Below are 19,455 nucleotides of genomic sequence, written 5' to 3'. Positions count from 1 at the left end.
CGGCACTGCAACTGCACGGCCTTGAACGGGCTGGCCAGCTTGGTACCGGCCTCGGCGTACAGGCTGTTCCAGGTGATCTTGCCCTCCAGCTTATCCAGGCCGTCCGGCAGCTCGATCAGGCCGACCATACCCAGGCCCTGGAAGTCGCTGGTTACGGCCTTGACGCTGCCGAGGTCGACCTCTTCGCACTTGGCGAAGAAGTCCTCGCCATTGAGGTAGATGTTGGCGTTGGTGATGCGGTGTGCGGCGAAGCCAGCCATTACTGGTTACCCCCCAGGCTTACCAGGTAGTCCCCGGTGATCTCGGTCTCGAAGGTGCCGCGCTCCATGGGTGGCGGTACCGTCAGCTTGTAGTTGAACAGCAGGTGGCCCAGCTCCAGCTCGGTTTGCGGGTTGCGTGCCGGGTCATACCAGCACTCACCGCCGAGCAGGGCGCCATCGCCGATCAGCTTGCGCATGAACAGGTTGACGCTCTCGGTGATACTGTCGATCAGCGCGTTGCTGATCGGCATGTCCACGAACTGCAGCGAGCTGTAGCGGATCGACTCGTCGACGATGTCCTTGGTGCGGCGCACGTTCTCGAAGTTGCGCATGTGCGTCACGGTCGGCCAGGCGGCGGTACGGTTGCCCCACAGGCGCAGGCCGGTACCGAAGGAGTTGAACACAGTGGTAATGCCCGCTTCGTTGAGCAGGTTCACCTCGCTGTTGGCGTCATCCACGCGCGCAGTCAGCGAGCGCTCCAGGCCAATGACCCCGACCAACTCATAGTTGGAGCTAGACCACCAGTAGCCCTTGTCCAGGTCGACCTTCACCCGCGCTCCGGCCGCACGGATCGACAGCGGCTGCAGGCGCTCGCCATCGGTCGCGGCGTCGTACACCTTCACATGTGGGTAGCACAGGCGCACACGGTCGCTGCTGCTGTTGAAGTTGATGGTGCCCGCAGGCCCACGGCCAGCCAGCGCCTGGGCCGGCGTGGTGCCGATGGGGGCGTCAATGTAGGCGATGCCATTCATCTGCTCGGCCTGGCTGATCAACTCGACAGCCACCGAGTTGAGGGTGGAGAAGCCAGGCGCAATGAAGATCTTCGGGAAGAAACCGAGCAGGTTGTAGCTGTCGGCGAACGCCTTCAGGCCAGAGCGCTGGCCGGCCACGTTGACGGCACCAATGATGTCGGCAGCCGTAACCAGGCTCGCGTCAGCATGGCTGAAGTCAGCCTTGACCGTGGCCCCGGCGGCGATGCCGCCACCTGCAATGCGGGTGACGATGCCCGTGACCATGTCCACGTTGTAGTCGGTACCCACTACATAGGGATCACCTGCCGCATTGGGCTTCAGGGTCAGCGTTTGCAGCGCACCCTGGCTGAGCTGCAGACGGTCATTGGTGCCGAAGGTGCGCACCTGGTCAGCCACGTTGGACTTGTGGATGGCCGGATCGAGCACGTTGATCACCAGGATCGTGCCCGCACCGAAAGCATGGATGCCCGCCAGCGCCTCGGGAATACCAAAGCCTTGGCCAGTGAGCGACTCAGGGCCGAACTGGGCATCATCGGTAATGGTCTGGCACAGGGTCAGGGTGTTCACCGGGCCGATGGGGGCCGCGCCGACCACGGCAACCACTGCGCTTTTAACCACGCGAATGGCCCGTGGGCCGCGCTCGACCTCCAGAGTCTCGATACCGTGCAGGTAATTAGCGGCCATCACTTGCCTCCTTTATCGGCGACGGCCTTGTCGGCCGGGGCTGGCTCCAGGTGCTTCAGCTGTAACAACACCAGGGTGTATTCATGTTCTGCAGGCAGCTCAACCGGCTTGCCGGGGTTCAATTGAACCTCCAGCAGATCCTTGCCCACGCGCAGAGAGGCCGAGCTACGCGGCCCCGAATAGATGTACTTGCTGAGTTTCACGGGGTGGCCTCGAAGTTAGGGGGTTGCAGCGCACCGCCGATGGGGCCGCCAGGTACACCGAAGTCACCAGGCGCCATCTGCTGCAATTGGGTTGCACGGGTGGCAAAGCGTTGGCCGTACTGCCAGAGGCCATTCACCTGGCCAATGAACGTCTCCTCGACGCAACGGCATGCGTTATCGCAGTGCGGCGGGTACCAGCCGGTGAGGCAGTCGCGGATATCGTCCAGGTAGGCAATCGCACCGTCCCGACCATTGAGCTGGCGAAACACCAGGGTCAGCGGGATGATCAGGTTGCGTTCCTGGAACACTGCATCGAGCGCCTCCGGGTTGCCGAACTTCGAGCTACCGAAGGCCACCAGGATCGCCCCACGCGGGTGGTTCAGCCGGTAATTCTTCGGGTTCTCCGGGAACAGCTCGACCATCAGCTGCTGGCCAAAGGCAACCTTCAGCCGCTCGACGAAGGCATCCAGGATCACTGCCGTCTGGCCCATCAGTAGCGCCTCCAGGTTTCATCGCCGAACTGCTGGCGACGCGCCCGCACTTTGATCTCACCTGGCTCCGGCGCAGCCTCGCCGCTGGGCATGCCCAGGGTGACCACACCATCGCGGATGCTTTCCAGTAGTTTGATGGTGTCCTTGCGGCTGTCCTTCACCGCATCGGGGATGGCGCCCTCGGGGCGACGCTGGTACAGCCAGTGGCGAGTCAGGTACACCACCGCATCCCGCAGGACGGTCGGCACCGGGTCGAGCGGCAAGACGTAGCGACCTCGCAGGTAGCCGTCCACCAGCTCTTCAGCTTGGCGCACGCCGTCCTCGATCACGCTCTCATTGGGCTGCTCGGCGGTGGAGTCATCGTTGGAGAGCTGCACCAAGGTCAGCTCCGGGATAGCCTTGCCGATGTCCTGGTGGGTGCAGTAGCGCATGGCTCAGCCCGCCTTCAGCTCGACCAGTGCTTCGGGGAACATGCACATGGCCAGCGGGTTGGACTGCGCCTCGACGTCCCAGCCCTTGCCCATCCGGCGTGCCTCGCCTTTGCCATAGAACGGTAGGCCAACGGTGTTGACCGTCTCGTTGTAGTTGGCCGGGGCGTTGAACATGCGGAACACACCCTGGGCGAGGGGGAACACCTGGGCCACATCCACCGGAATGAAGCGCTGGCCGCTGACGGTCACGTCATACTCGATGAAGGTGATGCCGCCGAAGGTAAAGCCAGAGCGGGTATCGCCGCCCAGGCGATCCTGCGCTTCCTGGTAGTTGGCGAACGCCTTTTCCACCTTGGCATGGCCGGTGAAGGCATCGAACCAGTCCGGGCCGCAGAAGGAGGCAAAGCCGCGCACCATCACACCGCCCAGCTTCTTCTCTGCGTGGCGCTTGGCATCCAGGCAAGCCTTGCGCACGTCCGTGTCGGCATTGCTCAGGTTCACGGTGGCCTTCTTCTGCTGGACACCGAACTCGTCGTAGAGGTCGTACAGCACCGAGCCATTGGCATCCAGCAGCTTGCCGCACAGGGCGCCGATGCGCTGGTACTCACGGGTGGCGTCGATGCTGTTCTTCAGCTCCTGCAGGTGGTCATTGATGATCCTGGCCTGGGCGTTGATCGGGGCTTGCTCCTCACCGAAACCAGCAACGCCCTGGAGCGAGCTTGGCAGCAGCGGCCGGCTGAGCGGCAGGTGCAGGGTCTCGAAGGTACGGCGAGCGCGGCCACTGGGCTTGACCGGCGCGGCGTCACCGTCACGGGAGGTATTGGGCACCAGCACCAGCCGGCCTTCGCGCTCATCGATGACCACCGAGGTGGTGGTGATCCCTTTCTCGTCGAAGATACCCATGGCGCCAGCCTTGGTTGGGATCGCCGGCAACTTGTTGACGGCCGCAGTCAGCGCCGCAACGGTAAACAGGTCTTCCAGGTTCATGGCAGCTCCTTACAGACTGGCACGGGGCACGATGCCCAGCGCGGTGAGTTCATCCAGGGCAGTGGCCTTCTGCACGTCGGTGATGCTTTGCGGCCAAGCCAGTTCGGTCAGATCAACCACGGCGCCGCGTGCGATCACCACGCCAGGCTTGTCGCCATCGGTGGCGTCGACCGCTTCGCCGAGCACGGCGGCAGCCTTCTTGGCCGCGCCGGTACCGGCTGGATCGAGCACCTGGTACTTGCCCGAAACCTTGGCCAGCACCTGGCCAAAGGCGTAGGCGGTGCCGGCCAGCAAGGTGCCTTTCTCTTTCGTCCAGCCGGGGGCAACCTCGATCAGGAGCAGATCGCCCAACTTCTTGGGCGGGGTGTACGTGGCCATGGGGCCTCCTATTTGGAACGTGCTTCGGCGTCAGCCAACAGCGGGTTGGTGGTCTGGTTCGAGCCCTTGCCAGCACGCTCGCGGGCGGCCTGCTCGGCGAAGCTGATGCCACCGGCCAGCTCGGTGAAGATCGCCTTCAGCCCCTCGGTCAGCGGCTGACGGTCGTCGCCCTCGCCGAACTCCAGCGGGGTTTCGCCGGACTCAGCGAAGTCCAGGGCAGCGATCACGGCGGGCGCATGGGCCGGCTTCATGCCCTGCGCGACCAACTGCTCAGCGAAGGACACGCTGGCGGCATGGGTTTGGGCCTGGACGGCCGCGCGGTCGGCCTGCTGACGGGTCGCCAGCTCGTTGGCCAGGCGCTGGTTTTCCGCCTGCAGGGCGGCAGCTTCTTCGGGGGTCACGGGGCTTACCTCGGGTTGCGTGGGGGATTCGGTGAATGCGAGGCCTGGCTGTGCTACAGGCGCGGGGCGGCGGGCGACTTCCGCCAGGCTGTCGATCTCCCAGTTGGGGATCACCTGGTCGGCTTCGTCCTTGCCGTACTTACCTAGCAAGAACTCGCGCAGTCGGCGCCACAGGCTGGCACCCACCTCATGGCCGTAGTCGGTGAACTCGATTTCCAACACGCCTTCACCATCATCGAACTCGATATCGGAAAGGCCCTTGATTGAGGGCGGCTGCGCGCCCAGAAAGCCAATGTGGCGCAGGTAGTAAATGCCGGGCTTGGGGTTACGCGGGTCGGTGGGGGCGTACCAGGACGCCGAGCGCGGGTACCAGGTACCGGCCGCCACGCCTTCGGCGAAGTCGTTGTTGAGCTGCTCGGGCACGGCAGCCGCTTCGCCTTTGGTGTTGCGGCCAATGGAGCGCACCCAGCCGAAGGCCGGGCCGTTGTCCTTTGGGTGGCCGATCACCAGGGGCGCACGGTGCACTGCCGGGTCATAGCCAGCGATGGCGGCATCGAGGTCGGCTTCGCTGAACTCGACCTTGCGTCCCTGGTTATCGGTGTGCGAGCCGGCGCGGAAGAAGGGAATCAGTTTCATGGGCTGTGCGCTTGAGGGAGAAGATGCGCACAGCCTGCCCGACCTCAGTGGCCGGGGCTTTTAATCGGGTTTAAAGAGTCAGCTATGGAAAGAAGTTGGCGCGTGGGCCTGGATGTCCATTCTCAAGCTGCAGAGCAATATCTCTATCGGTACAGATCCTTCGCACTGAAGACGCAGCAATGAACTGCGCATCTAATGCCAAGGCCACGACTTGCAGGCGGCTCAAGCCAGTAGGGTCATAGCGACTATCTACATAGTCTGGGAATTTAGTTACAGCCTGCAAAAGCAAGCGATCATCACGATGAGGGCTCTTCTGAACCAGAAGTGAGGCGAGCTTATCGAGATGATGCCCGAGCTCTCTGGAGCGCAGCTTGGATTCTGAAACACCTAATTGGAGCAGAGTACCCTTCATCGCTAGTTCTGCAGCCAAGCAAATGGGCTGTAGTACGGCGCTTCCTGTTGCGCCAGATTGAGACAAGCTATCAGCGACAAGGGCCAATTGCTCCACGGCAAGCCCCCAGCGAACAACACCATCTGCTGTAGTGAAGCGCTGATCGTCAATCCCATAAACCAAATCAAACATATCAGCAAAGGCATAACTCGATTTGGCAGCAGTAATCAGATCGCGATTACACCAATTCCACCATGCCTCTTCGGAATCAAATCCCATTGCTTTCGCAGGACTTAACGAAACACTGCCACAAACAACACCTATTGTGACTTTTCTGACCCTATCGAGGGAGGCAGTGATCCCTGTCCCCATTCCCGGCCAGGTGTAATTCACCTCAGGGAACAAGCGTTCGTAGGCTCCTGTTATCTCCTCTACAGCAGGATTGGCTAGAACACCCATAACAAACCCACTCCCGAGGATCTCAATAGCAGCGCGAAGTGGTCTTGCATGAAAAGGGATGTCTTCATGCGCGAAGCGTTCGTTGAGTGCAATCAGGTCGTCGTCTGTGAATTTGGCCATGTGCTGTCTCCTTGTAGTGGCAGTAGCATGGGAACAGGCCAGGAAAGATTTATAAAGCCTTTACGGCGCGATTTACGGGGGAAGACAAGCAACGATGGCCCTCAGAACCACAGGCCCCGCAAACGGCCTTATAGACGCGCGGCTTTCTCGATATGCCCAAGGGCCAGATCCAGGATGGATTCCTCGGCTTCGGGCTGCAGTTGGCCATCGCCATCCATAGGCAGGTAGTGGCGCGCCGGGATGTCACCCCAGAGGTGGGGGAAGTCCGCCTTGTCGCCGCCAAAGTGCATCATCGCTGCATAGGGTTTGTTGCTGCCGACCAGGGCACTGCTGTCGTCAGCGTGGGTGGTGATCGATGCCGCCAAACCTGCCGCACTGACCTGCAGCATCTTCCCTGGCCAGTTACCGGCTGCCTCACGGATCGCCGTAGTAACTTCCGACAGCGCCGGCCAGGCGTTGCCGGACTGCCCCTCGGCATCGAGGTTCTCTTCCGTGATCGAGCCCAGCTCGACGGCGATGCTCTTCATCAACGGCGCCAGATCGCCCACCGCCCACTCGACGCGGCGCAGGACGTCCTGCAGGTGGCGGTGATCCAAATTGACGTTGATCATGCTGCTTTCTCCTTGCGCTTGAGCAGCTCGGCCAGGCCCTCACCGGGGGCATGGTTGAAGCCTGGATCAACGCTGAAGGTCACCGGCTTGCCATTGGCGTCGGTGGTGCGCACGCGGGTGACTGCTGCGGTGTAGATCTCGCCTGTGCGCTGGTTGGTGCCGATCTCCACCTCATCGGTACTGACAGTGCCACGGCTGTAGACCAGGCGCAGGCCCCGGCGCTTCATGGCCGCTTCGCTCAGGGCGGTTACGCGGCAACGGCAGTTGAAGCCATTGGGCGGGAAGATCGCCGACCAGATGGGGTCGTCATGACGGTACACCTTGCCATTCAGTGCGGCATGGCTGGGGCGGGTCATGTTGTCCATCACCGCCACGTACTGCCAGTAAGGGTGGGTTTCGGTGGCTTCTTCCATTGCCGCCTTGCGCCCGGCCATGTAGCTGCTCTGCAGGTTTGTTTGGTAGATGGTTTTCAGCCGGCGCGGGCTGCCAAGCTGCACCAGCTCGGCGCCGCCATTGCTGTCGACAATCACCTGTTTGCCCCACCAGCCTTGTTGCTCGAGCACGGGCTGCAGTTCGGTGATGAACTGCTTCAGGGTCTTGCCCTCCTGCAGGGCGCGTTCCAGCGCCTCGCGAATATCGGAGAGCAGATCCAGGCGCATGGCTTTGGCCACGGTGAAGGCCTGGTCGTGGGCTTTGTCCAGCATCTCCTGCCAGTTCCAGGTAATGGCGTAGCCCTTGGATTTGAGGTAGGCGATGGCTGCCTCGGGCTCCAGGCCGAAGATGGCCTTGAGGTCGGCCGGGTTGACGGCTTTGCGCCTGGCCATGTCAGTCCTCCAGGTCGACCGAGGCAGCGAGGCGGCCCCAGGTATCGGCCAGGAACATCAGCTGGGCCAGCCGACTTTGCAGCGCGCGGGCGTCCAGGTTCGGGCTGGTTTCAGCCAGCAGCCCGAGCACTTCGCTCTCATCGCGCCCCTGCTGCAGCGCCTCGATCACCGGCAACAACGCCTGCTCGGCCTGCTGCTGGAGCTGCTCGGCAGGCAGGCTGGCGATAGCCTGGTCGAGGGCGACCTGATCGAGCACAGGGCGCACGACGGGCTCAGAGAACTCAGGGGCGATGGCTATGGGCTGCTGGGGAGCCAGGTCACCCGGCTGCAGGCTGTAGGTACGCTCGAAGTAGGCATTGGTGAAGTTAGCACCAGCCCCCTTGAGGCTGACATCGCGCTCGGCCAAGGCCTTGTCGATGGCCTCCTGCTCCCAGATGTCGTAGATGGGGGCGTCGACCTGCGGGCCAAAGTTCACATCCACCACCAGGCGGATGACGGCATTCAACGAGGCGCAGGCCAGGCTGAGGTCACTGTCACGAATGTCCTGGGTGACCTCGGCGCCGGCTGTGGCACTGGCGCGGTTGGCCTCTTTCTCGGTGGTTTGATCCTGGCCTAGCAAGGCAACGTTGATGTCGCTGCGGCAGTATTCCAGCAGCTCGCGGTATACCTCGGCGGAGCTGCCTTTACCGGCGGCTTCGATGATCTCGATGCTGGCGTCATCCGGGATGGCGGCAACAGCGTCCTGCACCATGGCTTCCAGGCTGTTGAGCAGCAGCTCGGTTTCCTCGACTACCGCGCCGCGCGGGTGCTTGCCGATCACCCAGGGGCTGCCGTACTTCTCGGTGAACTGCACCCAGAACTTCAAGCCGCCACGCATGAAGGTGTCGGCCCAGAAGCACATGGACAGGTCGGGGAAGCCATAGGGGTTGGCGTAGGTAGCATCCTGCCGGGCCACCACAAAGCGGCGTGGATCGAGCAGCTCACCTTCGCTGCCTGCATCACGGGCCATGAAGCGCAGATTGTTGTCGCGATCGTAGCGGAACCACTCAGCCGGTTTACCGAGCAGATCCTGCGGCACGCTGTACAGGCCCACCGGTTGCCACATCAGCTCGACCGGCTGGTAGCCAAACAGCGGCGCATCCAGCAGCTCGCGCAGGATGCGGTCGAGATCGAGGTCAGCCAGCCAATCGCGGATAAAGCGCTCGACCCGTACTGGGGCTGTGCCGCGCTTCAAACCTCGCTCCAGGGCAAGCACTGCGGCCTTACGGCGGCGGATGTTGCCGCCGATTCGAGGCCTGGCACGCAGGTCACGGTAGACCGCAATGTCCTTGCCCGCGGCCTTCAGGATCGGGTCGGGGTTGGGCAGGTTGAGCCCGGCGAAGCCGCCATCGATGCGCCCACGGGTGGCAACGTGCTGGGCGGCAATACGGTTGCGCTTGGCCTCGGCGAAGGACACGAACTCGGTGGGGCTAACCCACAGGCCACGGGGAGTGCTCATGCAAAACCTCTGGTGATTCGGGTTGCCGCACGCGGGCGGCGGGATCTGGCACGCACTGGCGTCGAGGGTGACTCCAAGACTGCGAAGTTGGCTAGCACACCGGCACCAGCGAAGTCGCCATGGCGGTATAGGTCGGGATCTTTCAAGTCCTGAGAGCGTGCTTTGGCGATCATGGGAATGCCGTTGATCGTCTCGATAGCGCGCACGTCCTGCTGCAGGTTGTCGTCCTTGGGGATGGTGATGACACCGTCCTCGAACAACTCGACGAACTTCGGCATCCAGGCGCCATACCAGGCACTGGACAGCTTCACCTGGTGAATACGGCCACGACCGAACTCGTCAGCGGTGTCCTCGGCAATGGTCTCGCCGTTGCCGGTAGCATCAATGGCAGCGCCCATGAAGTGCGGCAGGTTGCGCAAGGTGTAGAACAGCACCAGCTTCTGCTGGCGGGACGGCACCTTGTGCATTTCCCAAACGAAGGGCACATCACGATGTCGGGACTGATCAACCGACATGGGCGCGCCAATGGAGAAGTCGCGGTGACGGGCGTAGTCCATGCCGAAGTAGAAGCGCAGCCCCGGATCGAGCTGGCGGATGACGGGCGCCAGGTAGCGCTCGATCCAGTCCTGGACGTAGGCGTCGCGCCGACCTACTGACTGGGTGGTGAAGTCGTCGTCCAGAGCCAGGCGCAGCACCGGCCGACCATCACGCATGGCGTCCTCAATCCAGATACCAGGCACGCATACGCCGTTGCCGTCGCGGGGAATGGCGTCCAGCTCTTCGCGCATCTGCGCTTTGCGCGGGCCGTAGGCGTTGCGGATCTTCTTGTACCAGGCCTCCTTGCCTTCGGCGGTCGGTTCTTCGCCCTTCATGAAGCACACACGCTCGTACAGTCCGTTGGCCACGGCATCGTCGAAGGTCGCCTTGTAGACCTGCGCATCATCGCCGTAACGCTTCTCGCGGATGTCGGTGGCCATCTGGTTGAAGGCGTTGGCCTTGCCATTGTGGGTGCTGATGATGACGATCCGCCCGCCCCAGATCAGCAAGGCGGTGGCAGCGTCGAGCACGGCAGAGACGTCGCGGTGGAAGGCAGCCTCGTCAATGATCACCTTGCCCTGTAAACCGCGCAGGTTGGCGGGGTTGCTGGACAACGCGACGATCTTGAAGCCGCTAGCGTAGCGGATGCGGTAGGCATTGATCTGGCGGGTATTGCCCTCTTCATCCTGATCGTCGAACAGGAACTCCTCGATCTCGCTGACGCCAGACGCCTGGGCCTCGGCGATCACCCGGCTGAACTTGGCGCAGTAGCCGATGAACTCCAGGCCCTTTTCCTTGGTGTCGCCGATGTAGAACACATCCATGCCGCCCGCGCTCTTGCGCGATGCGGCAGTGATTACCGAGTCCAGGGCTTCGGCGAAGGTGATGCCGGTTCGACGCCCTTTCTCACAGAGCTTGATCTGCGCCTCGATCCGCAACCAGTCGACCTGGTGCTCCATGAGGATGCCAGCGGCCAGCGGGTTGAAGCCGAACGGGATCTCTTTCACCGTTGGCGGCAGCTCGTCCCATTCGACTACGCGCAGCGTGCTGGTCGAATGTTTGATGGCCTGGGCTGTCATTGCACCCCCAGGAATTTCTTGCGCCAGAACATGGCTTGCTCATCAGAGAGGCCACCGGCTTGAACGGTTTTATCCAGCTCAGCGGCCTGTTCCTGGAGCAAACGCTCGCGGGTAGCTTTCTCGATGGCCTGGCGCTCGCGCACGCTCAGGGTGCGCGCCTCCATGGTGGCCTTCGCCGCCCTGGCCAGGGCAGCCACTTCCTTGATGGTCACCTCATCGTTTTCATGGGCGCCCATGGCAGCCTGGTAGGTCAGCGTCGAAACGGCTTGTACGAGCAGCGCGCCTGTCTTGTCGTTGGAGTCCTCGCCCAGGGCGCCGACGAATGCCTCAGCCTGCTCCTGGAACAGGCGAGACTTTTCGTTCAACTGCTCGAAGCCTACCTTGAAGCGGCCGAGCGAGCTGCGGCTGGGGGCTTTTTCGTTGGGGAAGCGCTGGCGGATGGCCTCCAACATCTCGTCGAGCGTCATCCGGTCTTCGCGGAGCAGCTTCTGGATGTACGCCTTGACCACCGGAGGCATGCGGCTGATCGATGACCTGGACATGGTCAGGCCCCCGGACGCTTGATGCCGGGCACGCGGGCACGGCCAGCCGCGATGTCTTGGCCGCGCTCGGTCAGGGTGGCGACCAGTACCGGCCCCATCTCCTCCAATTTCACAGCGCCCTGTTCGGCCAGCCAGTGCAGTTCGGTTTTCACCTGGTCACGGCTGACGCTGTGGCCGAAGCCGTCCAAGGCGGCGTTGAGTACCGAGCTATTGGCCCGGTAGGCCGGCATCTCGACCAGCAGGCGCAGCAGTACCAGGCGCATGTCCTGGCGCAGGAAGTCGGCATATTGGCTCATGCTTTCTCTCTCAGCAGGTAGTCGTTGATGCGGTCGACCGAGCGCGCGATGGACTGCATACCCTGCAGTTCGGCGCGTACAGCCTTCATGTCACCGAGCAGCTCGGTGATTGCGGTGTGGTCAGGCAGGTGGCGAATACGCTCTTCCAGGGCAACGATGCGAGTGCGCAGTTCCAGCAGCTCCTTGGTGCTGGCCGCCTGGCGGTTGGTGAGCCAGGTGTAGATGCCCAAGGCGGAGAGCACCAGCCACTGCACGGTCTGAAAACCGAAGCTCATGTCGTTCAGGTTCATCGCAGCCCTCGCTTGCTAAGGTGCTCCAGAGTGGTCATGCACTCGATGCAGTGTTCGGTGCCAGGCTCGGCCTGACGGCGTTCCTCGGGGATGGCATCCCCACACTCTTCGCAGCGGTAGGCCGATACGCCGGAGCGGCGCTGCAGGCCAGATCGGTGTGCCACCAAGGCGGCTTCGTTGAAGTCGTTGTCCTGCGCGAGATCAGCTACATCCATGTGGTGTCAGTCCTTTTGCAGGTTGAGCAAGGCATTGAGTTGGGCAAGGTTGTTGCGGGCCCAGCGACCGTAGTCCTGGGCATGGGCCAGGATGTCTGCCGGAGTGACACCGCTTTCCAATAGTTCGGCGTCAGTACCGGGGGCGGGCCAGGCCGCTTGAGCAGAGCTGGTGGTAGCGGCGCCGACTCCTGTGGCGGGCATATTGGCGCCGAGGGCGAGGTTGAAGTCGCGCACCCAGCCAACAGTGAACACACAGCGAGGGATAACGACAGGCGCAGCAGCAGGTGCCGGCCGGTAGACAGTCGTGACATGGGGGATGCGCTCCTGGAGCTGTTGGTGATCCTGGTCGTGCCCGTCCTGCTGGCTGAGCAACAAGGCCTCAGCCTGATTCGCTCGCTCGATCTGCTGCAGCAACTGAACGCGATTAGTGATGGCTGTCTGATGGGCCTGCTCCGCATGCTCGGCCTTGAGGCGATCCAGACGCGCATTGCCTTGGGCTTCGGCATAGCGCGCGCCAAAGCCATAGCCAATGGCGCCAGCCGCACACGCGCAGATCAGGCAACCGAACAACCCCAGCAGCAGGGGCTGGGGCAGGTTCTTAAATCCGACCATGGCGTTGTCTCCGGCAGTTGCGAGCCTTGCGGGCAGCGCGGCGAGCCGCTGCCACACCGGACTTGCCGGGGCGGGCTTGAGGCCAGGGTTGCAGGTAGCGGGCGCTGGGCACCCACAGGCGCGGAGCACTGAACATGGAGGCAATGACCGACAAGGCACGGCCCAGGATCAGGCGCATCATGGCTGCGACTCCTGTTCCGGCCCCTGCTTGATCAGGCGTGCAATGAACAGCGCACAGGCCAGCAGGCTGTTGGCCACGGCATAGGCGGTCGGTGAAAGCTGCGCCTGCCAGATCGGCAGCAGGGTGGCCTGCAGGAATCCGAACAAGGCGATCAGCGCGGCCAATTGCACGCTGTAGAAAGTGTGGCAGCGGCGCCACTCGGAGATCAGCTTCATACCGACAACGCCTTGCCGTGCTGGACGCCCGGCGTGATACCGGCCAGGGCCAGGCCATCGGCGATCACAACATCGCCGTACCACGCACCGCCTGGCAGCGGGCCTGGGCCGTTCTCGTGGCGGATGATGGCCTGCACCAGGGTACGCATGACGGTGAAGTCGTAGACGTCGAGGGTTTCATCGTCCGGGCCAACGCCGATGGCACGTGCCACCTGGCGCACATAGGCGTCGGTGTCGTTCTCGAAGGGTGGCGCCCAGCGCTCGATGAACTCACGCACGCTGTCAATGCGGCTGCCGTCACCGGCACGGCGTTTGTCCTGATAGGTGATCAGCACACGCGCAATGGCGCGAATGCCCCAGCGGGGGCCATTGAATTGGACGAACTCGACGTCAGTCTGAGCGGCGGCCTGGCCTTGCCAGCGCACGCCCTTGGCATGGCGAATGTTGCCGGGGTTGTAGTTGCGGATACCGCGAGGGGTTTCGGGTCGCATGGCGCCTCCTGCCTGCTCGGCGCCGTGTGTGCGGGCGCCAGAAACGAACACGCCGCCATGATCGGCGGCGTGGGCAGGTGAGGCTTTTAATCGGGTTTAAAGTCGAATTTTCATCTGGCCCTTTCTCGCCAGCAGAGCGCCAATTGATATAGCCCATACATGGGCACGCCAAGGGCTATACCCCACATGACGCTTTGGAAAAATTGCAACTCAGACACCGAATACCAAAGCAACATGCCCGTCGCAAAGGCTAAGGCTGCCGCTACCAAGGCACTTACTGTTCCGAGTAAGCGATGCTGGTGTTGGTAGCGATCATCAAGCTGGCGATAGTTACTCTTGAACTGTTCCGCAACCGTCTTGTGCTTGCCCTGTATCAGCTCCCATTGCTGGTCAATTTCAAGCTTGATCGCACGGAGTGTGTGTCGCTGGTTGTTGATGAGTAGATTCATGAGAAGCGCAAACACCATTGCACCGCTCCAGATTAGGAGGTTTTTGATCGACCATACCCCACCATTTTCCATCTGCCCACCTATAAGGATTAGAGCTGCTGGAACGGCTAGGAGCTGGTTCTGGATGTCGGAAAATACCTTATTGAGCTTCGTGGTGAACTCCAGTTTTTCCTTCTCAATTTCGGCTTTGACCTTTTGGAAGGAAAACTCCGATACGTAGAGCTGGTAGCTCGAAACAACCTGATCAACCAGTTGCTTGAAGTTGGCGAGTACTGAGGCGAACGAAATCTTCGCCTGGCTACCAAACAGCTCGAAAAGAACCGCGCGCAAGATCGTCGCTTTCTGTTGCTTGTGCGTTGTGCTTTCTATGAAGTCGCTCTCGAAATCGTCGAGCTGGGGAAGCTCTGCAAGATCGGTCGCTTGGTAGCCTGCCGTGATTTCCAGCTTTTGTTGTTGGAGAAAAATCAGGCTGCTGGAGTTGCCTACCTTTGTTTCGTGATCCGCAACCCCCTGCAATGCTCGAAACAGTCGTGCAGCCTGTTGATACCGTGCAACTGCGACTGGGGTGTCTGCCTCAACTCCAGGGTGGGAGTAGCGCAAGTCAGCTAGATAGAAGCGCGCAGGTGGCTGAATACGGCGCTCCGCTGCAGCCAGCAAGGCGTCTAATGACCAGAAAAAATTGTGGGGTGTAGAAAACTCAAGTCGTCGCTCTGCTGTTACCTCTGTGCTGAGAAGGCCCAGCGCATCGAGCTGATCAACGACCTGCTGAAAGTCCCACTTTTCTGGCAGAACGCCTTCGATAAAACCACCATCAATGAACCGGCTTTCTGGCATCTGTTGATGCAGCAGAACAGCCAGTTCAAGGGGGTCATTCGGGAGCGTCATTGCCTTTCGCCTGATTAATTTTATTGATCAGAGTTACGGGAGGTTGCCCGATCACCAGATTTTCGGTGGCGGCATCATAGTCGACGCGACCATCCAGAACATCCTGGACATCAAAGCTGACGTTCACATTTCCGAATTTTTCGCTGATTCGCTTGAACCGGGTGTAGGTCTTGCGGTGTGGCTCGAAGGTCTCGCTAACCGGAAACTCATTTTTCTTAACGAATTCGGTGAAGGAATCCGGCTCTTGATCGTTAATGATCCCTGACAAGGCAATCATGTTTACAGGTTCATGATTGCGGCTCTTCTCGTCAAAGTACTCGTAGGTTTTCCTACGGGCTTCACGTTTCTGCTCAGGTGTCCAGCCTTTGTCAGCGGCATACGCATCCACTGCTTTGAGGGCTTGGTCAGTGTTGCTTTTCGAGTCGGTGTACTCGGTACATCCCAAAGCCAAGCGGAAGTACCTAGTAACCTCATCCTGCCGGCCGCTACGCTTGATAAATGACAGGTAAGGCTGTTCGTTTGCCTGCCACTTTACCAAGTCAATTCGTGCTGCCTCATGCAGGTGGTTAATGTCGAAAGCCAGCGACTCATTCAACTCTAAACTGTCCTCGTCAATGCCGGTGCCGGTTTTTAGCTTGAGCATCACGATCAGCAGCCAGTCTCGCCCCTGATTTTGATAGCGCAGGTACAACGCATAGCCACCAGTTGCAGATGGAGCCCCTCCCATCTGAACTGCAATCAAGCGACTGGTAGTCTGGGATAGCTGGACGATGTCAATCGCCGCCTCCAAGTACTGCTGCAGATGGTGTGGAAAACGGAAGATCTCTTGATCTTGATCGAAGCAACCGTAGTTATTGGTCACTTTGCCGTAGATCTTAACTAGCTCTTCAGCCAGTAATTTCATTCGATCATTAAGAGCTGATGGGTCATCGCGAAATGCCTCATCAACCACGTCAGATCCGGCAACCTTTATGAGTCCTTGGATCACGGCTTCTCTAATTTCCATATAGCATCCTTTTGCTGCTGAGGTCGCTTGCTGACTGAAGTAATTATTTCGTGGTGTCACCGGCTTTCATGGCAATGAAAGCGATAATCCCACAACAAACGGCAAGACCGAATACCCACGACTGGAGCCAGTCGGGCAAAAACTGCTTCACGTAGAAAAGTCCCATTGCAGCGCTGAAGGCCACAACAAAGATACTCATCAATCGAAGCTGGAGTGCCTGTTGGCGGGCAGCTTCTTCCTGATGAGCGAGAATCTCATCATGCCGCTGAAGGTCGTAATCGCAGTGCATGCATAGCTGATTGAATCGCCAGGTATGGTTCTCGCACTGCGGGCAGAGGCGCTCACGGCCACTGCCAATACGCGGCAGCTCCTTACCCTGGCGAACCTCAAATACCTGGTTGCCAAGGTTGATGTTCCCTTGGTTGTTGCCGTGAATGTTCAACTCCAGGAGTGTGTTACCCCCGCTGTTGTTGATGTCCCCTGCGGCCACTTGGCCTACATCGCCATGGAAGTCCTGACGCATGGCTCACTCCTTCGTCTTGTCGACTCCAAAATTGAATGACACACCAGCCTCATTAGTGATGGAACCTTCCACCACCTGGCCAACGCTTGCGCGGAACACCTGTTTTTTTGCGCCCTTAGGCTGAGGCTCCGCACCTGCAGCAAGCCCCGCGAGCGTAGAAGCCTTCACTGCGAGGGGGGCTTTACGAAAGCGCGCTACCAGCTCGGACTCGTCGTCAGATAGTGCCCCCGAACTGCGAGTGCCTGTGACGATGTACTGCACATCAGCACCGACCTTGGCCACTGCTGCCAGGTAATCAGCCCCAGGAAACCGCTCACCCTTCTCGTACTTGAGCTGCGCCTGTTTTTGCACGCCGCCAACCGCACCAAACGCGGTCTGGTTAAACCCTAGCTGCTCGCGCTCTTCTCGAAGTCGATCCCCGATGGAACTCATACGAGTACAAATCCATTGACAGGTACTCTTTTGAGTACCTATATTTAAACCACACCGTCCCACCACGAACGGCAACTAAAGCGGCACCGAATCAGGCGCCATAACCCCTCGAAAGGAGCTTCCAGCATGAAGCTGCGTACCCCCGACCAGGCCCGTGAAGCGCTAAAGGCAAAGGGCATTTCAATTACCCAGTGGGCAATCGCCAACAAGTATTCGCCCAACCTTGTGTTTGAAGTCCTGGGCGGCCGCAAGAAGTGCGTGCGCGGCCAGGCTCACGAAATCGCCATCAAGCTCGGGCTGAAGGCAGGCGAGATCTGTACCGACCCGGCCAAGGCCTTGGAAGTCGCGTGAGGCTGGCTATGAGTTACCGCACCACCGCCATCATGCGCAGCAATCGCCGTTCTGCCAGGCATACCACATTGCTGGCGCTTGGCTGCTCAACCAGCCGCTGCATATCTCCCATCAATGCGGCCTTGTTTAGTACACCGGCACGCGCAACATGCTCAACCAGCAAAGCAAATGCCCCCTCTAGTGCGGCAATGCTGCCTGCTTGGCGATCCAACCTTTCTGCCTCGGTCATTTCGATAGTACCTGCTTCGCCAGTCAATTTACCTCAATCAATTGTGCATGGCGAAAAGCCATTGCCAATGTGCAAAACCGGCATTTGTTTGGATGCCCGCTCTGGCAAAGGCCGGGAGCACTTCCAATGAGGCGCCGGAATTGGAAACGCGCCCAGCCGACCACCCTGCGCCAGGCCCTGGAGTGGTGCAAAGAGCACGCCCGCGAGCGGCACAACCTGAGCGTGGAGCGCATCGCTGAAGGCATGGGTCTGCCAGATCACTCTGCTCTCTATAAGTGGCTGGCCAACGGGCGCATGCCTGCGGTGCTGATCCCCGTCTACGAGCGGGTCTGTGGCGTCAATCTGGTCAGCCGTTGGCTGGCTGCCAGCAGCGGCAAGGTGCTGATCGACGTGCCGGCTGGGCGTGCAGTTACAGCCAAGGACACCCAGCGCCTGCAGGAGATCCTCACCGAAACCACCGGCACCTTGCTGGCCTTTTACGCCGGCAAGGACGACGTGCCGGCCACCTTGGCTGCGCTGCAGAACGCCCTGGAAGAGCTGGCGTGGCATCGCGGCAACGTACAGCAACACGCCAACCCACAACTCGAACTTGGAGGCCATGAGCATGAGTAAGGCTCTGGAGCTGTACAACACCCTATTCGACGGCCCGCGCGACCCGCGCAGCACCGAGTATCAAGAGGGCTGCCTGTACATCCTGCGCCGCGAGCTGGACGGCATCGGCAAGAAGGATTGCCCCTACCGCATGCCCAGCGCCCAAGCCGATGCCTGGCTGGCGGGCTGCCAGGAAGGGCTGCGCCAGGCCCGCTATCTCCAGCGCGCCAATGCGGAGCACACGGCATGAGCGACGACAAATACACCTCCGAACAGGTGCAGCGCGTACTGCGCGTGCTGCTGGCCCTGGCCGGCAACGAGTTTCGCGGAATGTTGTTGAAGGAGGTGGCCACCGCCGCTGACTGCAGCAATGACAACGCCCTGCGCGCCCTGGAGAACCTGCGCACCGCAGGCCTGGCCGAGCGCAGCGTGCATGACGACAAGCGTTGGCAGCTTGGCCCGCGCCTGGTGCAGGTGGCCTTCGCCTTCGATGCCGCCCTGCAGAAATCCCAGCGCGAGCTGGACGAGCGCCGCCAGCGCTTCACCCGCATCCCCAATTGAATAAGGACTTAGTACATGGCCCGCAAAGCGAGCAACCCGGAAATCACTCCCATGCCTGAGATCAACCAGGCTGCCTTCCAGGAAGAGGCCGGCGCCCTAGGCATGCTCGGCACCATCGCCCAGGGTATGCAAGACGAGCGCGACCTGGTCAACCAACTACTCGGTCAGGCGCAGATGGCTGATGCCTTCGCCAAATTTTCCGTGACGGTCACGACTTCTAAGCTCGCTTTCGTCAAGGAAAACAAGCTCTACCGGGCTATCAAGGGGCAAAAAAGTCGTGACGGTCACGACTTTTTATCCGGCACCTGGCAAGAGTTCTGCGGGCTCCTTGGCCGCTCAGTGGAACAGGTGGACGAGGATATCCGTAACCTTCGCCAGTTTGGTGAAGACGCTCTCGAGTCCATGTCCCGCATGGGCATTGGCTACCGTGAGCTACGCCAGTACCGCCGCCTGCCAGAAGACGACAAGTCCGCCCTGATCGAGGCCGCTAAGTCCGGCGATTCGGCTGCCTTCGTCGATCTGGCCGAGGAGCTGATCAGCAAGCACGCCAAGGAAAAGGAAGAGCTGCAGAAGAAGCTGGATGAGTCGCAGCGTGACCTGGATGCGCTGTCCCAGGTGGAGGCGGATACCAGCAGGAAACTGCGTGACGCCAAGCTGGAGCTGGAGCGCAACCAACTGCGCACCATGCCCTGGAGTGACAAGGTCGCGCCGTTCCAGGTCGAGATTGCCAAGCGTCAGACGATCATCGACGAGGCCACTGGTCGCCACCTGCAGGCGGTCGAAGCCCTAGACGCTTTCTGGATGGGCGAGCTGGCCAGCCAGCCGGACTACGACCCGGAAGCCC

General features: G+C 60.9%; 31 protein-coding genes. 5 read left to right on the top strand and 26 right to left on the bottom strand.

Annotated features, from left to right (window positions below):
- From ACODS1_RS23810 to ACODS1_RS23690, 25 genes are all read right to left on the bottom strand, one after another.
- Positions 1-260, bottom strand: a 260-nt coding sequence (locus ACODS1_RS23810; protein ID WP_489087593.1) for a phage major tail tube protein, incomplete at its 3' end; no start/stop codon positions are given.
- Positions 260-1,696: a phage tail sheath subtilisin-like domain-containing protein gene (locus ACODS1_RS23805; protein ID WP_489087592.1), complete on the bottom strand. Its 1,437-nt coding sequence runs from the start codon at positions 1,694-1,696 to the stop codon at positions 260-262. The genes ACODS1_RS23810 and ACODS1_RS23805, both read right to left, overlap by 1 nt.
- Positions 1,696-1,899 carry a hypothetical protein gene (locus ACODS1_RS23800; RefSeq protein WP_489087591.1) on the bottom strand — a complete coding sequence of 68 codons (204 nt, stop codon included), beginning with the start codon at positions 1,897-1,899 and terminating at the stop codon, positions 1,696-1,698. Before ACODS1_RS23800 ends, ACODS1_RS23805 begins: the two co-directional genes overlap by 1 nt.
- Positions 1,896-2,390, bottom strand: coding sequence for a Gp37 family protein (locus ACODS1_RS23795; protein ID WP_489087590.1), 495 nt, complete (start codon positions 2,388-2,390; stop codon positions 1,896-1,898). The genes ACODS1_RS23800 and ACODS1_RS23795 overlap by 4 nt, the downstream gene beginning before the upstream one ends.
- Complete coding sequence (locus tag ACODS1_RS23790; RefSeq protein WP_489087589.1) at positions 2,390-2,821, bottom strand: gp436 family protein; 432 nt, start codon at positions 2,819-2,821, stop codon at positions 2,390-2,392. The genes ACODS1_RS23795 and ACODS1_RS23790 overlap by 1 nt, the downstream gene beginning before the upstream one ends.
- Positions 2,822-2,824: 3 nt before the next feature.
- On the bottom strand, positions 2,825-3,808 hold the full coding sequence (locus ACODS1_RS23785) for a major capsid protein (protein ID WP_489087588.1): 984 nt from the start codon (positions 3,806-3,808) through the stop codon (positions 2,825-2,827).
- A gap of 9 nt (positions 3,809-3,817) precedes the next feature.
- Positions 3,818-4,186, bottom strand: coding sequence for a head decoration protein (locus tag ACODS1_RS23780; RefSeq protein ID WP_489087587.1), 369 nt, complete (start codon positions 4,184-4,186; stop codon positions 3,818-3,820).
- Positions 4,187-4,194: 8 nt separating this feature from the next.
- On the bottom strand, positions 4,195-5,223 hold the full coding sequence (locus ACODS1_RS23775) for a peptidase (protein ID WP_489087586.1): 1,029 nt from the start codon (positions 5,221-5,223) through the stop codon (positions 4,195-4,197).
- 82 nt (positions 5,224-5,305) lie between these two features.
- The gene (locus tag ACODS1_RS23770) at positions 5,306-6,193 is read right to left on the bottom strand and encodes a hypothetical protein (protein ID WP_489087585.1); all 888 of its coding nucleotides are present in this window, start codon (positions 6,191-6,193) and stop codon (positions 5,306-5,308) included.
- Positions 6,194-6,321: 128 nt separating this feature from the next.
- Positions 6,322-6,804: a phage virion morphogenesis protein gene (locus ACODS1_RS23765; RefSeq protein ID WP_489087584.1), complete on the bottom strand. Its 483-nt coding sequence runs from the start codon at positions 6,802-6,804 to the stop codon at positions 6,322-6,324.
- Positions 6,801-7,628 carry a phage head morphogenesis protein gene (locus ACODS1_RS23760; protein WP_489087583.1) on the bottom strand — a complete coding sequence of 276 codons (828 nt, stop codon included), beginning with the start codon at positions 7,626-7,628 and terminating at the stop codon, positions 6,801-6,803. Before ACODS1_RS23760 ends, ACODS1_RS23765 begins: the two co-directional genes overlap by 4 nt.
- Before the next feature lies 1 nt (position 7,629).
- Positions 7,630-9,126 (bottom strand): DUF935 domain-containing protein, encoded by a 1,497-nt coding sequence (locus tag ACODS1_RS23755; protein ID WP_489087582.1) that lies wholly within the window; start codon positions 9,124-9,126, stop codon positions 7,630-7,632.
- Positions 9,123-10,742, bottom strand: a complete 1,620-nt coding sequence (locus tag ACODS1_RS23750) for a hypothetical protein (protein WP_489087581.1) — start codon at positions 10,740-10,742, stop codon at positions 9,123-9,125. Before ACODS1_RS23750 ends, ACODS1_RS23755 begins: the two co-directional genes overlap by 4 nt.
- The gene (locus ACODS1_RS23745) at positions 10,739-11,284 is read right to left on the bottom strand and encodes a phage protein Gp27 family protein (protein ID WP_489087559.1); all 546 of its coding nucleotides are present in this window, start codon (positions 11,282-11,284) and stop codon (positions 10,739-10,741) included. The genes ACODS1_RS23750 and ACODS1_RS23745 overlap by 4 nt, the downstream gene beginning before the upstream one ends.
- Positions 11,285-11,286: 2 nt before the next feature.
- Positions 11,287-11,580: a VpaChn25_0724 family phage protein gene (locus tag ACODS1_RS23740; RefSeq protein WP_489087580.1), complete on the bottom strand. Its 294-nt coding sequence runs from the start codon at positions 11,578-11,580 to the stop codon at positions 11,287-11,289.
- Positions 11,577-11,870, bottom strand: coding sequence for a DUF2730 family protein (locus tag ACODS1_RS23735; protein WP_489087579.1), 294 nt, complete (start codon positions 11,868-11,870; stop codon positions 11,577-11,579). Before ACODS1_RS23735 ends, ACODS1_RS23740 begins: the two co-directional genes overlap by 4 nt.
- Entirely contained in the window at positions 11,867-12,085 is a 219-nt protein-coding gene (locus tag ACODS1_RS23730; protein WP_489087556.1) for a TraR/DksA C4-type zinc finger protein, read from the bottom strand. Before ACODS1_RS23730 ends, ACODS1_RS23735 begins: the two co-directional genes overlap by 4 nt.
- Before the next feature lie 6 nt (positions 12,086-12,091).
- Complete coding sequence (locus tag ACODS1_RS23725; protein WP_489087578.1) at positions 12,092-12,697, bottom strand: lysis protein; 606 nt, start codon at positions 12,695-12,697, stop codon at positions 12,092-12,094.
- Positions 12,684-12,878 (bottom strand): hypothetical protein, encoded by a 195-nt coding sequence (locus ACODS1_RS23720; RefSeq protein WP_489087577.1) that lies wholly within the window; start codon positions 12,876-12,878, stop codon positions 12,684-12,686. The genes ACODS1_RS23725 and ACODS1_RS23720 overlap by 14 nt, the downstream gene beginning before the upstream one ends.
- Positions 12,875-13,093, bottom strand: a complete 219-nt coding sequence (locus ACODS1_RS23715) for a DUF7940 domain-containing protein (RefSeq protein ID WP_489087576.1) — start codon at positions 13,091-13,093, stop codon at positions 12,875-12,877. Before ACODS1_RS23715 ends, ACODS1_RS23720 begins: the two co-directional genes overlap by 4 nt.
- Positions 13,090-13,584: a structural protein gene (locus ACODS1_RS23710; protein ID WP_489087575.1), complete on the bottom strand. Its 495-nt coding sequence runs from the start codon at positions 13,582-13,584 to the stop codon at positions 13,090-13,092. The genes ACODS1_RS23715 and ACODS1_RS23710 overlap by 4 nt, the downstream gene beginning before the upstream one ends.
- Before the next feature lie 110 nt (positions 13,585-13,694).
- Positions 13,695-14,918, bottom strand: a complete 1,224-nt coding sequence (locus ACODS1_RS23705; protein ID WP_489087574.1) for a hypothetical protein — start codon at positions 14,916-14,918, stop codon at positions 13,695-13,697.
- On the bottom strand, positions 14,902-15,924 hold the full coding sequence (locus tag ACODS1_RS23700) for a nucleoid-associated protein (RefSeq protein ID WP_489087573.1): 1,023 nt from the start codon (positions 15,922-15,924) through the stop codon (positions 14,902-14,904). The genes ACODS1_RS23705 and ACODS1_RS23700 overlap by 17 nt, the downstream gene beginning before the upstream one ends.
- Positions 15,925-15,967: 43 nt before the next feature.
- Positions 15,968-16,447: a hypothetical protein gene (locus tag ACODS1_RS23695; protein ID WP_489087572.1), complete on the bottom strand. Its 480-nt coding sequence runs from the start codon at positions 16,445-16,447 to the stop codon at positions 15,968-15,970.
- A 3-nt stretch (positions 16,448-16,450) separates the two neighbouring features.
- Positions 16,451-16,879, bottom strand: a complete 429-nt coding sequence (locus ACODS1_RS23690; RefSeq protein WP_489087571.1) for a helix-turn-helix domain-containing protein — start codon at positions 16,877-16,879, stop codon at positions 16,451-16,453.
- 126 nt (positions 16,880-17,005) lie between these two features.
- On the opposite strand from ACODS1_RS23690, the gene ACODS1_RS23685 reads away from it, so the two are divergent.
- The gene (locus ACODS1_RS23685; protein WP_489087570.1) at positions 17,006-17,230 is read left to right on the top strand and encodes a DNA-binding protein; all 225 of its coding nucleotides are present in this window, start codon (positions 17,006-17,008) and stop codon (positions 17,228-17,230) included.
- Positions 17,231-17,243: 13 nt separating this feature from the next.
- On the opposite strand, the gene ACODS1_RS23680 is transcribed toward ACODS1_RS23685, so the two are convergent.
- Positions 17,244-17,459: a hypothetical protein gene (locus ACODS1_RS23680; RefSeq protein WP_489087569.1), complete on the bottom strand. Its 216-nt coding sequence runs from the start codon at positions 17,457-17,459 to the stop codon at positions 17,244-17,246.
- A 126-nt stretch (positions 17,460-17,585) separates the two neighbouring features.
- On the opposite strand from ACODS1_RS23680, the gene ACODS1_RS23675 reads away from it, so the two are divergent.
- The 4 genes from ACODS1_RS23675 to ACODS1_RS23660 form a co-directional block, all read left to right on the top strand.
- Entirely contained in the window at positions 17,586-18,071 is a 486-nt protein-coding gene (locus ACODS1_RS23675) for a hypothetical protein (RefSeq protein WP_489087568.1), read from the top strand.
- The gene (locus ACODS1_RS23670) at positions 18,064-18,300 is read left to right on the top strand and encodes a hypothetical protein (RefSeq protein ID WP_489087567.1); all 237 of its coding nucleotides are present in this window, start codon (positions 18,064-18,066) and stop codon (positions 18,298-18,300) included. Before ACODS1_RS23675 ends, ACODS1_RS23670 begins: the two co-directional genes overlap by 8 nt.
- A complete protein-coding gene (locus ACODS1_RS23665) occupies positions 18,297-18,611 on the top strand; it encodes a hypothetical protein (protein ID WP_489087566.1) in 315 nt (104 codons plus the stop codon). The genes ACODS1_RS23670 and ACODS1_RS23665 overlap by 4 nt, the downstream gene beginning before the upstream one ends.
- Positions 18,612-18,626: 15 nt before the next feature.
- Positions 18,627-19,455, top strand: an 829-nt coding sequence (locus tag ACODS1_RS23660) for a hypothetical protein (protein ID WP_489087565.1), incomplete at its 3' end; no start/stop codon positions are given.

This window comes from Pseudomonas sp. FG29 (assembly GCF_057809355.1).
Note: the sequence above shows the minus strand (reverse complement) of the source record. Positions and strands in the feature narration are given on the sequence as shown.

Bases quoted from the DNA above. Each gene is read 5' to 3' on its own strand.
- ACODS1_RS23695 (WP_489087572.1), bottom strand. From the start codon at position 16,447: ATGCGTCAGGACTTCCATGGCGATGTAGGCCAAGTGGCCGCAGGGGAC.
- ACODS1_RS23755 (WP_489087582.1), bottom strand. From the start codon at position 9,126: ATGAGCACTCCCCGTGGCCTGTGGGTTAGCCCCACCGAGTTCGTGTCC.
- ACODS1_RS23690 (WP_489087571.1), bottom strand. From the start codon at position 16,879: ATGAGTTCCATCGGGGATCGACTTCGAGAAGAGCGCGAGCAGCTAGGG.
- ACODS1_RS23705 (WP_489087574.1), bottom strand. From the start codon at position 14,918: ATGACGCTCCCGAATGACCCCCTTGAACTGGCTGTTCTGCTGCATCAA.
- ACODS1_RS23790 (WP_489087589.1), bottom strand. From the start codon at position 2,821: ATGCGCTACTGCACCCACCAGGACATCGGCAAGGCTATCCCGGAGCTG.
- ACODS1_RS23700 (WP_489087573.1), bottom strand. From the start codon at position 15,924: ATGGAAATTAGAGAAGCCGTGATCCAAGGACTCATAAAGGTTGCCGGA.
- ACODS1_RS23685 (WP_489087570.1), top strand. From the start codon at position 17,006: ATGAAGCTGCGTACCCCCGACCAGGCCCGTGAAGCGCTAAAGGCAAAG.
- ACODS1_RS23760 (WP_489087583.1), bottom strand. From the start codon at position 7,628: ATGGCCAGGCGCAAAGCCGTCAACCCGGCCGACCTCAAGGCCATCTTC.
- ACODS1_RS23765 (WP_489087584.1), bottom strand. From the start codon at position 6,804: ATGATCAACGTCAATTTGGATCACCGCCACCTGCAGGACGTCCTGCGC.
- ACODS1_RS23735 (WP_489087579.1), bottom strand. From the start codon at position 11,870: ATGAACCTGAACGACATGAGCTTCGGTTTTCAGACCGTGCAGTGGCTG.
- ACODS1_RS23680 (WP_489087569.1), bottom strand. From the start codon at position 17,459: ATGACCGAGGCAGAAAGGTTGGATCGCCAAGCAGGCAGCATTGCCGCA.
- ACODS1_RS23745 (WP_489087559.1), bottom strand. From the start codon at position 11,284: ATGTCCAGGTCATCGATCAGCCGCATGCCTCCGGTGGTCAAGGCGTAC.
- ACODS1_RS23805 (WP_489087592.1), bottom strand. From the start codon at position 1,696: ATGGCCGCTAATTACCTGCACGGTATCGAGACTCTGGAGGTCGAGCGC.
- ACODS1_RS23780 (WP_489087587.1), bottom strand. From the start codon at position 4,186: ATGGCCACGTACACCCCGCCCAAGAAGTTGGGCGATCTGCTCCTGATC.
- ACODS1_RS23725 (WP_489087578.1), bottom strand. From the start codon at position 12,697: ATGGTCGGATTTAAGAACCTGCCCCAGCCCCTGCTGCTGGGGTTGTTC.
- ACODS1_RS23715 (WP_489087576.1), bottom strand. From the start codon at position 13,093: ATGAAGCTGATCTCCGAGTGGCGCCGCTGCCACACTTTCTACAGCGTG.
- ACODS1_RS23670 (WP_489087567.1), top strand. From the start codon at position 18,064: ATGAGTAAGGCTCTGGAGCTGTACAACACCCTATTCGACGGCCCGCGC.
- ACODS1_RS23740 (WP_489087580.1), bottom strand. From the start codon at position 11,580: ATGAGCCAATATGCCGACTTCCTGCGCCAGGACATGCGCCTGGTACTG.
- ACODS1_RS23720 (WP_489087577.1), bottom strand. From the start codon at position 12,878: ATGATGCGCCTGATCCTGGGCCGTGCCTTGTCGGTCATTGCCTCCATG.
- ACODS1_RS23785 (WP_489087588.1), bottom strand. From the start codon at position 3,808: ATGAACCTGGAAGACCTGTTTACCGTTGCGGCGCTGACTGCGGCCGTC.
- ACODS1_RS23770 (WP_489087585.1), bottom strand. From the start codon at position 6,193: ATGGCCAAATTCACAGACGACGACCTGATTGCACTCAACGAACGCTTC.
- ACODS1_RS23730 (WP_489087556.1), bottom strand. From the start codon at position 12,085: ATGGATGTAGCTGATCTCGCGCAGGACAACGACTTCAACGAAGCCGCC.
- ACODS1_RS23795 (WP_489087590.1), bottom strand. From the start codon at position 2,390: ATGGGCCAGACGGCAGTGATCCTGGATGCCTTCGTCGAGCGGCTGAAG.
- ACODS1_RS23665 (WP_489087566.1), top strand. From the start codon at position 18,297: ATGAGCGACGACAAATACACCTCCGAACAGGTGCAGCGCGTACTGCGC.
- ACODS1_RS23710 (WP_489087575.1), bottom strand. From the start codon at position 13,584: ATGCGACCCGAAACCCCTCGCGGTATCCGCAACTACAACCCCGGCAAC.
- ACODS1_RS23675 (WP_489087568.1), top strand. From the start codon at position 17,586: ATGAGGCGCCGGAATTGGAAACGCGCCCAGCCGACCACCCTGCGCCAG.
- ACODS1_RS23775 (WP_489087586.1), bottom strand. From the start codon at position 5,223: ATGAAACTGATTCCCTTCTTCCGCGCCGGCTCGCACACCGATAACCAG.
- ACODS1_RS23750 (WP_489087581.1), bottom strand. From the start codon at position 10,742: ATGACAGCCCAGGCCATCAAACATTCGACCAGCACGCTGCGCGTAGTC.